The sequence below is a fragment of the Helicobacter heilmannii genome (assembly GCF_001283065.1).
Classification (GTDB): domain Bacteria; phylum Campylobacterota; class Campylobacteria; order Campylobacterales; family Helicobacteraceae; genus Helicobacter; species Helicobacter heilmannii.
Window position 1 is genome coordinate 15,776 of the sequence record NZ_CDMK01000003.1, and the last position, 12,421, is coordinate 28,196.

General features: G+C 47.0%; 13 protein-coding genes. All 13 read right to left on the reverse strand.

Translation table 11 applies throughout. The annotated features are described in order from the left end of the window. Window positions 1-161: 161 nt before the first annotated feature. Window positions 162-941, reverse strand: coding sequence for a hypothetical protein (locus tag AOG36_RS06610; protein WP_015106652.1), 780 nt, complete (start codon window positions 939-941; stop codon window positions 162-164). A gap of 1,343 nt (window positions 942-2,284) precedes the next feature. Then, window positions 2,285-2,872, reverse strand: coding sequence for a hypothetical protein (locus AOG36_RS06615; RefSeq protein WP_015106654.1), 588 nt, complete (start codon window positions 2,870-2,872; stop codon window positions 2,285-2,287). Beyond that, a complete protein-coding gene (locus AOG36_RS06620) occupies window positions 2,856-3,272 on the reverse strand; it encodes a hypothetical protein (RefSeq protein WP_015106655.1) in 417 nt (138 codons plus the stop codon). Before AOG36_RS06620 ends, AOG36_RS06615 begins: the two co-directional genes overlap by 17 nt. Beyond that, complete coding sequence (locus AOG36_RS06625; RefSeq protein WP_015106656.1) at window positions 3,272-3,589, reverse strand: hypothetical protein; 318 nt, start codon at window positions 3,587-3,589, stop codon at window positions 3,272-3,274. The genes AOG36_RS06620 and AOG36_RS06625 overlap by 1 nt, the downstream gene beginning before the upstream one ends. Window position 3,590: 1 nt before the next feature. Beyond that, window positions 3,591-4,046 (reverse strand): hypothetical protein, encoded by a 456-nt coding sequence (locus tag AOG36_RS06630; RefSeq protein WP_053825756.1) that lies wholly within the window; start codon window positions 4,044-4,046, stop codon window positions 3,591-3,593. Between the two features lie 122 nt (window positions 4,047-4,168). Next, window positions 4,169-5,368 carry a phage capsid family protein gene (locus AOG36_RS06635; RefSeq protein ID WP_015106659.1) on the reverse strand — a complete coding sequence of 400 codons (1,200 nt, stop codon included), beginning with the start codon at window positions 5,366-5,368 and terminating at the stop codon, window positions 4,169-4,171. Between the two features lie 15 nt (window positions 5,369-5,383). Then, complete coding sequence (locus AOG36_RS06640) at window positions 5,384-6,061, reverse strand: hypothetical protein (protein ID WP_015106660.1); 678 nt, start codon at window positions 6,059-6,061, stop codon at window positions 5,384-5,386. Between the two features lie 214 nt (window positions 6,062-6,275). Beyond that, the gene (gene dnaG / locus AOG36_RS06645; RefSeq protein ID WP_157866674.1) at window positions 6,276-7,874 is read right to left on the reverse strand and encodes a DNA primase; all 1,599 of its coding nucleotides are present in this window, start codon (window positions 7,872-7,874) and stop codon (window positions 6,276-6,278) included. 10 nt (window positions 7,875-7,884) lie between these two features. Beyond that, window positions 7,885-9,051, reverse strand: a complete 1,167-nt coding sequence (locus AOG36_RS06650) for an RAD55 family ATPase (RefSeq protein ID WP_015106663.1) — start codon at window positions 9,049-9,051, stop codon at window positions 7,885-7,887. Further along, a complete protein-coding gene (locus AOG36_RS06655) occupies window positions 9,039-9,299 on the reverse strand; it encodes a hypothetical protein (protein WP_015106664.1) in 261 nt (86 codons plus the stop codon). Before AOG36_RS06655 ends, AOG36_RS06650 begins: the two co-directional genes overlap by 13 nt. A gap of 165 nt (window positions 9,300-9,464) precedes the next feature. Continuing rightward, window positions 9,465-10,772 (reverse strand): phage replication initiator YdaU family protein, encoded by a 1,308-nt coding sequence (locus AOG36_RS06660; RefSeq protein ID WP_053825758.1) that lies wholly within the window; start codon window positions 10,770-10,772, stop codon window positions 9,465-9,467. Between the two features lie 2 nt (window positions 10,773-10,774). Next, entirely contained in the window at window positions 10,775-11,122 is a 348-nt protein-coding gene (locus AOG36_RS06665; RefSeq protein WP_015106667.1) for a hypothetical protein, read from the reverse strand. Further along, window positions 11,122-12,165: a site-specific integrase gene (locus AOG36_RS06670; protein ID WP_015106668.1), complete on the reverse strand. Its 1,044-nt coding sequence runs from the start codon at window positions 12,163-12,165 to the stop codon at window positions 11,122-11,124. The genes AOG36_RS06665 and AOG36_RS06670 overlap by 1 nt, the downstream gene beginning before the upstream one ends. Window positions 12,166-12,421 lie beyond the last annotated feature (256 nt).

Sequence of the window (12,421 nt, forward strand, 5' to 3'; positions counted from 1 at the left end):
CGCTTGGGCTTCTTGGTTTTCTTCAGTTTCTTGCGCTTCTGTGTCTTCTTCTTGTGTGTCTTGCTCTTCTGTCCCTTCTTCTTGCGCTTGGGCTTCTTCTTCTATGTCTTGCGCTTGGGCTTCTTGGTTTTGGTTTTCTTCTAAATCATCTTGCGCCATCGCTAGCTCCTTTTATGTTGTGTGGGCAATTCTTGGGCGTTTACTTGGATATTGATCGTCTTGCTCACGCTGTGTTTGTTGTTTGAACTGCTGAAGGTGATGGCGTAAGTGCCCGGGGCGTTTTGACTAAAAAGCATGCTAGTGCCGCTGCAAATATAACGGCCATCCACGCTAAAGCGATCGGTAGAGTTGGTTAAAAGGCTAATGCCCCACACCTTCACGGGGTGGCCGGGCAAGGTCTCTAAACTTTGGGCGAACACCTGCACATCTTGGCCGACATCTTGCAGGGGGTCTAGGGTATTTAACTCGTTTGCTAAGCGATCTAGAATGCCCTCTAACCGCCCATTCGTGTTGGCGATCCCAATTTGGTTAATGGTGCGGATCACATTATTCGCGTGGGAGGTTATAGCGCTGGTGTTGGTGGCATTTCCCACCACTTGCAAAAAGCCTACATAGGCATTCGCCCTATTGATCGCGGCGTTGTCCTTCAAGCTCTTAAGCATGCTGGTGCACTGGATCAAGGCGTTTAAGGCATTGGCCCTTTTAAGCTCTAAATCATGCTTAGCATTGCTCACTTCAATTTCAATTTTTGCCTTCACTTGGGCGGCTTCTAGGCTTAGTTTCGCCTCTTCTAAGCCCTGTTGCATTTCTTGCAAGTGCAGCTTTTCATACTCTAAAGCCCCTTGCATACAGAGGTTGTTGAGTTCTTTAGAGCTGAAGTTTTGCTCTTCTAAGGCGGACCTTAGTGTTAAAAAATTGCGGATGAAGCGGTTAATATTCAATTGCCCCCCCTTCGTGTTTAGGCTGTCGCTGAGAGGGTAAAACGGTTGCCGTTTTGTCAACGGTTGCCGTTTTGTTGTATGTCGTTTCGGGGGCAATTGAGCCAAACAAGCCACTTATAAAGGACCGGAATGCACTTGTTAAAAGCTCTTGTGGCTGTGATGGTTGCATGGAAACCATAAACGCCCATCTGCGCTCATTCAAATGGGCGTGCTTGCCACACGAGCTATTGTATCCAAATTTTTTTAAATCTAAAATTAAGTTACAGACTCTGCTATAATAAGGCCACTGGATACAGTGTTGGTATTTCTTTTTTACTACATTTTGGCGTATCACATGGCTTAAGCTGTGTTTGAGAGGCAGGGGGATAAGTGGGGTACTCCCCGGAAAGGAGTGCCGACATGAAGCTATTAATAGCCCTTGTGTTGCTAATGGTGCTAGTAACGCCATTGCACTAACAGAGAAAGAGGGGCACTCTTGGTGCCCCGCACAAGGGTTATTGTATCCAAAATTCCTAAAATCTAAAATTAAGTTACAGACTTTGCTATAATAAGGCCACTGGATACAGTGTTGGTATTTCTTTTGGCTATTTTGGCGTATCACGCAAATAAAGCGTTTGAGAGGAAAAAGGATGAGTGGGTAACTCCTTAGAAAGGAGTACCAACATGCGATTTTTTGTAATCCTTGTGATTGTAATGGTCTTGTTAGCCCAACCATTACACTAACCCGTTCGGGGGGTCTGCCCGCAAGGGCGGACCCATCACAAGGGTTATTGTATCCAAAATTCCTAAAATCTAAAATTAAGTTACAGACTCTGCTATAATAAGGCCACTGGATACAGTGTTGGTATTTCTTTGTGCTTTGGTGTATCGCATGGTTTAGTCTATGCTGAGAGGGCAAAGGGGCAAGTGGGTAACTCCTTAGAAAGGAGTACCAACATGAGATACCTTGTAATTCTCGTGGTCGTGATGGTCCTAGCACAACCATTATATTAACCACTTTGGGGGCTCGCTTGAGGCGGGCCTGACCACGAGGGTTATTGTATCCAAAATTCCTAAAATCTAAAATTAAGTTACAGACTTTGCTATAATAAGGCCACTGGATACCATATGGGCTAACTTTCGGGTACTTGGCGTATCGCAAAGCTTTAAGTTTTGTTTGAGGGGCAGGGAAAGTAGTGGGGTACTCCCTAGAAAGGAGAAACCCATATGAGGTTACTGATAATCCTTGTGGTTTTAGCGGTTTTCGTACCCACTCCGCTATATTAACCACTTTGGGGGCTCGCTTGAGGCGGGCCTGACCACAAGGGTTATTGTATCCAAAATTCCTAAAATCTAAAATTAAGTTACACACGGACAACCCTTGAATGGTAGTTTTTGCTCGAATAAAGGCTGTTTAAGTAGAGCGCAAGCACATTTTTCGCTTCTTTGTGAAGGTTTTTGATCACCGCGATTTTTTGCATGTTTTGCTCGTCTGTGGGGATTTCTAGCAGCAGCCCCAAACTGCCGTAAACTAAAGCATTGGTGGACAAATCGGGCAAGGGCAAAAACCCCTCTGCGTCCGTGAGCGGATCGTAATAGTTATACACCACAGACAAAAACCCCGACACAAAGGGCGTTACGCTGATCTTATCCCCCTGAATGAGCAAACACAATTCCCCCCCATTTTGAGGGACACTCACCCTTCTTTCAAGTGGCTTAGTGTTAAACAACGCCTCTTCCACCCCTAGCAAGTAATGGCACTGGATAAAAGGAGTCTGCTTGGTCAACAACTCGCTTCGTTTAAATTTATTCAGCTTGAACTCTAAAATCAAAGTCGTACAGGTGGTGTTGATCGCGTCGATGATCTCATTCGTGCTAAAACGCAAATTATCGTAATTATCATCCTTAAGACGGCTCCTTATGCGGTCAATCACATCAAGAATCGAGAGCATGGACAAACACCTCCTGCACTTCTTCAAAAAACGGGGGGTTTAAATACAAGGCATTTTTAGAAGCGTTGAGATCACACACCCCTAAAAATGCCTTGACAAGTTCTATCGCCCTAAAATCCGCCCCCTCTAAAAAACGCCCTTGCACCAAATACGCATCCAAAAGCGTTAAATCCAAATTGTAAAAATTCAAGGCTCTAGGATAATCTTGGTAATTTAAGACCCCCTCCCCCCTGCACACCGCAAATTTATACACCCCGCTAGAGTTTTGGTACGCGTAAAGCTCGCTATAGTCGCTAATGGGCAGTGTGGTTGTGCCTTGCACGCTAAAACGCGCTTTAATCGCCCCATACCTAGAGCTTAAAAGCACTTGCCCGGGGCTGGGAAAATACACGGGGCGCATTAATTTCTCTCCATAGGCGCGCTCTCTTGGGCCCCGTTTGGAGCGCTCATGTCGTATAAATTCGCGCTTTGACCCATTTGCTCATTGGCCTGCATGCGCTCGGCTTCTCTGGAGTTGTATCGTTTGGTCTCCTCCATAAATTGCGCTCTAGCTAGATCATTTGCCCGCTTCATTTCATTAATTTGCTTTTGCGCGTTTTGGGCACCCTGTATGGTGTTAAAAAGCCCCATACCGATATTGAGCACATCTAAGCCTAGCCCTACGCCCATCGCCGCCTTGCTCATCATCGGGCTTAAGTTTAAATTAAAGCCCGCCACTTCACACCTCTAGCGTGATTTCAGAGGGCAAGAAGTACTGCATGCGAAAGATACATAAAGGCTCTTCTTCCTCTTCTTTTTCTTTTGGGGCTGGTTTAGCTGGGGCGGTGAGTGTATCCGCTGTGCTCCCCGCTGGCTTGGCTACAGGCTTTTTAACTTCTTTTTTCTTCTCTTTAAAGCCTTTGATGTTGGCAATGATCACTTCATTTTTTAGAGCACAAAAGGGCTTGGAGCTGTCCTCCACTTCTTTCGCCCCACAATCCACACCGCTAAAGAAAAACTCGGGGTCTTCTTTTAGCCCAATGTCCACACTGCAGCCGCTTAAAGAGTGCACCACTTCTAAAGACAAGCTCACAATCTCAGCCCCATTGGGCAAAATGGCCAACTGCTTTTCTTCTTCATCGAGGCCAAAGGGCACTTTACATAAATAGCTAATGTTTTTGACTTTCTGCAACATAAAACATCCTTTTACTGGGGTCTAAAATCAACGCCACAAAGGGCATTACTTTAAAATTTGCGCTCTTCTCTAAATCTAAACATAGGGTGATTTCACCCTGCTTTGGCTGCAAATTTTCCACGCTACACCTTTGCACTGAAAAGCCCTATCACCGCAAAATCTGTATTGTCGTAAACGCTGGGCACGCCGTTTGCGCTGTTGAAACGGGCTTTGCTCACACCTAGAATGCGATCCACCCCGCAAATCGTTTTCCGTCCCGCGTCTTCGGTTTCATTGATGTAAAAATTAATGGATGCATTGCCCGCAAGCACCAGCGCGCTGGCCCCAATTAAAGCCCCAATAGACACGGGCACGCTCCCCGCATACGCGCTAGGCGGCGTAACACGGGTAACATTTTGTTTATTTAAATGCGTTTCAAAGTCTGCATCTTCAACTTCTGAGTTCAAAAGCCCAACATTCATAGAGGTCCACACCCCCATATCCAAAATGGGGCAATTGTCGATCACACCCACAATGCCGGTAAACAGCGCGTTTTTAGCCCCCCGATCCCCCGCGTATTTTTGGATTTCTTGATATTCAGGGTCGCTCTTAAGTTGGTTGATAGCGAAACTATCAAGTAATATGATATAGCTGTAGTTTTGAACGGTGATCCCACCCGTCGTGATCATCTCGCTTCTAATGGGTTTTAGGGGGAAACTTTGTTTATTGTCGTGGCGCAGCCCCGCTCTTGCCTGAAAAATCGCGCGGCGGATCGCCTTAACGCTCATCGTATCTCTTTCTTGGATCTGGGCTGTAAACTCGGGGATGAGCTTGTATAAATTGCCCAAATTCGCCGTTTTTTCAGGGGTTTTAAAGCCGTGCACTTCATCGCACACAACCACATTTGTAAAATCATTGCTCAAAGCACAGACCAGGGCCCGATCCCTTTTGGCTTGAATCCACTCGGTCAGGCTGTCGCTGGCTTCTTTGATGAAATCGATGTGTTTCATCGCGCTGTAATGCTTGATCTCGCTTTTAATCGCATTGCCCACCACTTCAGGGTAAATCGTTTGGCACAGAATCTCTAGATTGTCAAAGTTGACATTAAAGTCCGTGTTGCCCTTCACTCCAGAGCCGCTAAGCTGGGCTTTTAAACGCGGTCTGTAGGGCTGGTTATCCTCCACAATATAAGTCCTAACACCTCTATCGCTGCCCCGCCCCGTCAAGGGCTCAAAGGGCGATTTTTTCCAACTCGCCGCTTCTATTTGTTGTCCGATCTTCACGCTCACATTGGGGTCATTCTTCCAATTGCCAATGTTGATGTCGTTTAATCCTTGTAGCATTTCTTTATCCTTTTCTTAAAATCTATTCATCACCATTTCTTGCCCCCCGCCGCTAGCTTGCCCCGCATTGCCCTCTAATCGTTTGGGCAAGCCCGCTTCTTCTTCTTGCCCCCCGCTCGCCCCCGTGTAGGCGTTGTACAACTCGTAAAGCGCGCTCCAAAACTCCTTACCACTCAGGGTGTCTAGCTGTTTTCTGTATTTGGGCGGCAAGTCGTCGGTGTAAAACTCGCCCATGGCTTGGACATTGGCATCGGGGTGCTCTTGTAAAAACGCTTCTTGCCCCGCTTGTAGCTCTTTGGTGGTGCTTTGGCCGGCGATCGTGGTTTGCAGTTCTTGGGCGCGCTGGATTTTGTCCCCCAGTCTCTCTTGTAGAAACTTATTTTGCAGTTGTAGGAGTTTGTTGACAAAGCCTACCCGATCATCCCAAAAGTCCTGCTCAAACTCTTCCATATGCTCTGCGGCGTATTGGGCAAAGTCGGTTTCAAGGCTCGCTTCTACTTGGGCTAGCTCTTGCTTTAGCGCTTCAAGCTCTTGCTCTTCTGCGCTCGCACTCTCCTCGCCGCTCTTGCCGTTCTCGCCGCTCTTGCCGTTCTCGCCGCTCTTGCCGTTCTCCGCTCCTCTTTCGCCGTTTCCGCCTTTTTCGCGCGCATCGCGCGCGGCCCCCGGAAACAACCCGTCTTCTTGATCTTCCATGAACACCACCTTTTGTAAAATTTATTGAAATTTAAGCAAAATGCGCAAAAAATTAAAAGGGTTAACTAGAAAGTTCCAAGCGGGTTTAAAAAACCTTGCTAAACGCCCCCCCCTAAAAGCAACACGGGGGTTGGGGTGCACCTTCTGATTAAAGAAGAATTAAACATGGCAAATGCTTCATTACGCTACGCTCCATTACGCATTTGCCTTAAGATTAGATCCCCTGTTTAACACTGGCTAACTTTTGATCCAAGAGCCACAACATTTTAAAGTCCTTGGCATCCATGGCCACACGCATAGACTGCTTTAAACCCTCCATTTTGAAACGCCTTAAGCACACCTGCCAGTACTTAGATTCAATGGGGATGAAACGATCCTTTAAAGCCTCCCTTTGGTGTACATCCAAACTCCCCGATAAAATCCCTAAGAAAACCTCTTTGAGTACGAAATCCTCCGTAGATAGGTTACGGTAGGAAATAAACCTAAATTCCTCAGATTCGAGCATGGTACACAAGATACGCCCCTCCAGGGAGTACCTAGAATCCGGAATCGTTGAAGAATTCGCATAAGTTTTTTTAGGCTCATCAGACTGCAACGGTAGAAAACTTCGCAACTTGGACAGAAATGCAGATTTCAAGAAGGGAGGATAAGAAGCTATAAGAGATTCTAGAAATGCGTAACCCTGATCCCGTTGGACTAAAGTAAGTTCAGGACGCATATGATAACCGCAGAAATAGGTCCATCCATCATTTTTAGTAAACTCAGGTTTAGTATTTGATTTTAAAAACCTGTCTAAATCTTTAGCCCTAGAATGCACAGAATTAGCCTTAAATCGCACGAGGGCACATGACCCATACCCAACCCTAAAACACATGTCCAAACCGTTTATGGCGGCTTTATGACCCGCTACATCGTTATCAAACGCAAAGACAATTTCAACGCCCAATTTCATAAGAATTTTTAGATGCACTTCACTGAAGGCCACACCCATACTGCACACGGCATTAAGATACCCAAAGTGCGCAAAGGCCATGACATCAAAAAAACCCTCACACACGATAACTTGTTGTTTCTCCAGGATGTGTGGCATGGCCTTGTGTAGGTTGTAGAGGATATTAGATTTTTTAAAAAGCTCTGTATTCCTGGAGATCAAATAGCGCGCGTAGGGCTGGGGTACGATGTTTGAAGGATAACGCCCTCCAAAACCGATCACATCCCCCCTAGTGTTGTGCACGGGGATGAGAATGCGATAGAGCATCGAGAACTTACCTTTGTCGTTCAAGATGCCCGCAAGAGCTAAGGTGTCCACAGAAAAACTCTCACGCATTTTTTCAACAACCCCTAGCGAACAAAACCCCAATTTAAAATCTCTCATCAAAGGGGTGTTCAAGCCCCGCTGGTGCAAATACTCTAAAGGCCCAGCCCCCTGGGGGGAATCCAACAGCTCGAAGCTGGCAAGCTCACTAAGGGTCTTTAAGGCCTCTAGAGCTTGTTTTAAAGGCTCTACACGAGCGTTAAACCCATACTCGAGGTTGAAGTTAGACAAACGGGCTACAAGCTCTACAGCCTCTATAAACTCGACACCCTCATACTGGCGCACGAAGCCGATGGCATCCCCTGAAGCTTGACACCCGAAACAATAAAAAAACCTTTTATGCGGATGGACCATGAAACTAGCGGTGCGCTCGGTGTGAAAAGGGCACTTGGCTTTGTACATAAAGCCTATGCGCTTAAGCTCAATGAAGTGCCCGATCACTTCTACAATGTCCAAAGACTCCCTAAGGTCCCTGAGATTTAAAATAACTTTTCCCACCAGGAACCCTCTAACTTTCCGACATGCCCAAACGAGGCCGTCCAGATTTAGCGCCAATACTCACAAACTTAAAGCTCCTTTGATCGATGCGGAAATACCTGTAAGTCTGTAACCCCGTCTGCTTATTTTTCAAGACCACCACCTTCCGGAGCAAGAAACTTTGCTCCTCATCAATCCTAAACTTCTTGAGCTCAGATTTATTTAACCGTTCAATCCGGAACATGATGTCTGCTTCGTGAGATCCTTTTTTAGAACCGAAGGGGGCAAACGCATCGTCTTTAGAATTTTGGATGATCAAGATGATCAACACCTCTAAAGACTTTGCCAGCGACGACAACTGGGCAAACTTAGAAGTTTCAAACTCCTCCTTACCGTCGATCGGGTCCCCATGGCCCATCACACGCATTTGAGAATCCACGAGAAACGCCTTAAAGCCCCTACGGGCTAGGCTTTTAATTTGTGCGCATAAGTCATTAATATGCGTGCTGTTTCCGTCTAAGTGGAGGTTTTCAGCAGGAAAGTTGATCCCCCTCTGTTTCAGGTGCTCGACATAGCCACGCACGGGAAACTCGAAGGTGAAGTAAGCCACCTTGTGCTCGCGGGCCATAAACTCTATAAACTGCACTGAAAGCAGTGTTTTACCCGTCTCAGCGTCCCCTGAGATGAGCACGAAACGGGCCACCTCAAAGCCCCCCTTAAGTATTTTGTCAAAGAAGCTTACCCCCGTGGAAAGCTTGAGCATGGGGGGTAGAAAGGCAAATTCTCTAATATACTCAGCTAAACTCGCCCCCGCCTGGCCCGGGTCGATGTCAATGTACTTGTTGATGAACTCGGCATCGAAGATTTCAGAGTTCAAAGATGCCTTGATCAAGTCATCCGCTAATCGCCGTTGTACCTTCAATCCGAGGTACTTTCTAAAGTCCTCCTTTAGGTTGGCGTAGTCCAAACTGTAATCTGCTTCGAACACGCCCAGGAATCGTTGGCTTTGGCAGAACTTCTCCCCAAGCTCTAAGATCAGCGTTTCCCGATTGACAAGCCTATTGGCGCGTACCAACGCCAACAAGGCATCGATGATCTTACGGTTAGAGGGCTCTAGATACTCTAGGGGAATGCCCTCTATAAAATCCTCTAAATCCTGTGGGTAAACGATCGCACTGTGTACGATCAACTCTTCCATACTGCTACCCATTTAGACAAAAACTCCTGCTCCTCTAGGAGCTTTGAATAAACCAGCAAATTCTCCTTGGCAAGTTGCTCTAACATCTCCAAGATGGCTTGCTTGAGTAGGGCATTTTGGCTTAAGTTTGAAACGGTAGCAAAGCGGCGAAACCCACTGATGATCCTTGGACTTACCATAAACTTTTTTCGGACGGGCTTTAAAGCGGGGTCGATAAATCCTTTTTGACTTTTTCCAACTAAGGGCATCTTTTCTCCTTTTGCTCAACAGACAATAACGCATAGCCCGCTCCACAATGATGGCCCGGCTCTGGCCCTCAATGTCCGCCACAAAGTCGAGCAGGTCTAAAATCCCTTTCTCTAAAAAAAATGTCCCCGTATGGATTTTTAAAGCCCTCGATCGTTTGATCTCCCTCATAATTCCACCCAACCTTCTTTTCCATAAAACTCCTCATCATCGAACCCAAACGCCTCTTCTGACATAGAGTCAAAATCACAAAGGCCGTATTCCTCCCCGTATTCCTCCATCGATTCCAACATCTCCCTGCCCCTAGCCCTCAACGATGCGCGGTCCTCCCATAAGGGGTGAAACTGATCCTCGAAGTCTTGATCCTCCAAGCGATCAATGGCGGGGCTGATTAAGGGGAAAAGATCACGATAACCCCGGCGCATGCTGTAGGCCACACAGGCCTCCAGGTCCTCCCCCTTTTCTTTGAGCTCTAGCATCCGTTCAAGGATAGCCTTTTTAGAGCCGTAGGATAGCCTAGAATGCTCACGGCGGTAAGAAACAAAGTTTTCTAAGGCTTGGACCTCGTGAGGCTCTAGCGCGCTTGTATCGAAGTTAAAACACATGTCCGCTAGTTGCTTAAACTTTTCTAAAGTGCCCACGATAAAAGATTTCTCCTTAGCCAGACATACAGACCGTGTTTTTTCAGTGGACTCTTGAACTTCAGGGGCCTCACATGCGTACGCGCGCTCGCAAGAAAAATCATGTTTCTTTTTACTATACATGTTTATTTTTATGTGTGCAGATTTAGTGCTTGTGGCAGGAACCCCGTCGCCAGCGGGGTTTGTAAGGGTTTTTGGGGCAAAAACCCCCGTGCGCTGTTTTTGCACTAAAGCGGGGTTTTTTTCGAACTCTTGGAGCAAATTGGCCAAGCTATTTGCGGCTAAATCATCTTGCGAGGTTGAGCCTTCATCACTAAGTAAAGTTGAGTCTACTACACTAAACATACTTGAGTCTACAGGACTCAACTTATTTAAGTTCCCGGCCGGGGGGAACAACCCCGATTTTTGGGGAGTTGTTTTTTTTAATTCTTTGAAAAAGGCGCGGCCTTTTTCTTTATTTAGAAACCCCCCCCCATTTTGCTCTTGCGCTTCTTGTGGTTTTTGCGCTTGGGGCTTTGTGAGCTCTAGAATCTGTGGCTCTTGGTGGGGCTCCTTGAACAAAAACGCATACTCGTCGGTGAGCTGGCCAGAAGCAACACGAATGCGCGCGATTTCGAGCACACCCGCGACGACGAGCTCGTTAATGTATTTCCAAAGAGTGCGCTTAGAGAGCTTAAGCGTCTTGCAAAGGTGCTTGGTGTTTGGCCGCCAGTTGCTGGGCAAAGACTTGAGAAACAAGAGCACACCCATACTCTGCACGCTCAAGTTGCAGTTTTGGATGATGTTGTTAGAGACGCGGGTAAAAGGCTCGTTGGTATTAACTTTAATAATCATTGCTAACTCCTGTGATCTCTGCGCGCGGGATTGAAAAAAGCGCATTCGTGTAAATTGCCCCCGTCAGGGGTTTTTATGCGGACAAGATAACTGCCGGTGATCTTTCCCCTCGTGTCGCGAAGCGGCTGGATGTTTAAGATGTTGTGTCTCCTAAGCTCGTTAATGTATTTCCAAAGAGTGCGCGCGGTGATCTCAAACTGCGCGCAAAGCGCGCCGGTTAAATCTTGGTAACGCTTATCAATATTGGCAATGTAGAACAAAAGCCCGGTGGCCTGCAGGCTTAGGGCATTGTTGATGGTGTAAGACTGGAGGATATCTAGAACTTTTTTTGGGTCGCTGGTGGTCTGCATTAAAACTCCTTTTCTAAAAATGTCGCGCGGGGTTTGGCATCTTGGGGAATGTAGTGCGCGTAGGTCCTGTAGGTGATTTCTAGATTCTTGTGCCCGAGTGTGTGGCTCACCCACAAGGGGTCTTCGCCGCGGCTAAGCATTAAGCTTGCGAAAGTGTGGCGGGTAGTGTAAAGCTTTGTATGTGCCATGCCAAGCTCTTTAAGTAAATTTTTCCAACCGTAGGCCACATTATGCAAACGCATCCGGCCGTGCCCAAAAATGCCCCTGTGGGGCTCGTAGCCACCCATGCGGTGTGCAAGTTGCATTAAGGCCTGTTTGACCACGGGCAGCATATCGATGAGGCGGTAAGAACTCTTGGTTTTGGGGGTTTGGCGGGTGTGCTTTGTGGGGTTGTAAGTCGCCCTGATGGCGATGGTGTCGTTTTTAAAATCAATGTCCTCCCAGCGCAGGGCTAAAAGCTCACCGGTGCGCGCACCGGTGAAAAACGCCGTGGTTAAAAACGCTTTGAGCTTTTGATCCTTGCAATGGGTCAAGAGCGTTTTGATCTGCTCAAGGCTTAGGGGGGTGATTTTTTTCGCGGGTTTGTAGTTGGTGATTTTCTGTTTGAAAAAAGGCGACTTTTCCACGAAGCCCTCTTGCTCACAAAACTCCAAAAAGTCTTTCAGGTAAAAGACCATGGTTTTGATGTGGGCGTGGCTGTAGTGCCCACAGATGAGCTGTTTGTAAAAATTGGTAACATGGGTGCTATTAAGGCTCATTGTGTTGCAGTCCTTGCCCCCCGTTAGCATTTCTACGGCGCGTTGTAAGCTGTATTTGAAGGTTTGTTGCGTGCTGGGTTTAAGCCCCGTGGTGCGCTCTAGGCGGCGTTTCACGGCGGTGCTCACCTTAATGCCTTTCACACGCTCTGCGATGATTTGCGCCTCGTTAGTTAGGGCCCATTGCCTGTTTGCCGGCGTATCCTTGCGTTTGAGCGAAAAGCGGCTTCGTTGGCCGTTGATGGTAACATTGGCATACAGGGTGCCGTTGCGGCTAAATAGCGTCATTTGTTCTCCTTACACTTAAATTTACTTGGTGCTTTGCGAATCTAGGATTTTTGGATTAATACACAAGAGCATCAGACCCCCCTTGGGGTTTTTAGTCCCAAAATTTCTTAGGATTTTTCAAATGTGGGGGGGAAGTCTTAGGGGGTGCAAAAAGCCTTTTAAACCCATTAAGCCCCGCGGTAGCGGGTTCTTAGCTGAAACCATTTACACCCCCATTGCGCGTTTTTGTTTAAGATTTGTAATAAAGGGTATATTT

Coding starts and splice junctions, on each gene's coding strand:
- AOG36_RS06630 (WP_053825756.1), bottom strand. CDS start 4,046: ATGTTGCAGAAAGTCAAAAACATTAGCTATTTATGTAAAGTGCCCTTT.
- AOG36_RS06665 (WP_015106667.1), bottom strand. CDS start 11,122: ATGCAGACCACCAGCGACCCAAAAAAAGTTCTAGATATCCTCCAGTCT.
- AOG36_RS06635 (WP_015106659.1), bottom strand. CDS start 5,368: ATGCTACAAGGATTAAACGACATCAACATTGGCAATTGGAAGAATGAC.
- AOG36_RS06660 (WP_053825758.1), bottom strand. CDS start 10,772: ATGATTATTAAAGTTAATACCAACGAGCCTTTTACCCGCGTCTCTAAC.
- AOG36_RS06640 (WP_015106660.1), bottom strand. CDS start 6,061: ATGGAAGATCAAGAAGACGGGTTGTTTCCGGGGGCCGCGCGCGATGCG.
- AOG36_RS06650 (WP_015106663.1), bottom strand. CDS start 9,051: ATGGAAGAGTTGATCGTACACAGTGCGATCGTTTACCCACAGGATTTA.
- AOG36_RS06670 (WP_015106668.1), bottom strand. CDS start 12,165: ATGACGCTATTTAGCCGCAACGGCACCCTGTATGCCAATGTTACCATC.
- AOG36_RS06655 (WP_015106664.1), bottom strand. CDS start 9,299: ATGCCCTTAGTTGGAAAAAGTCAAAAAGGATTTATCGACCCCGCTTTA.
- AOG36_RS06615 (WP_015106654.1), bottom strand. CDS start 2,872: ATGCTCTCGATTCTTGATGTGATTGACCGCATAAGGAGCCGTCTTAAG.
- AOG36_RS06620 (WP_015106655.1), bottom strand. CDS start 3,272: ATGCGCCCCGTGTATTTTCCCAGCCCCGGGCAAGTGCTTTTAAGCTCT.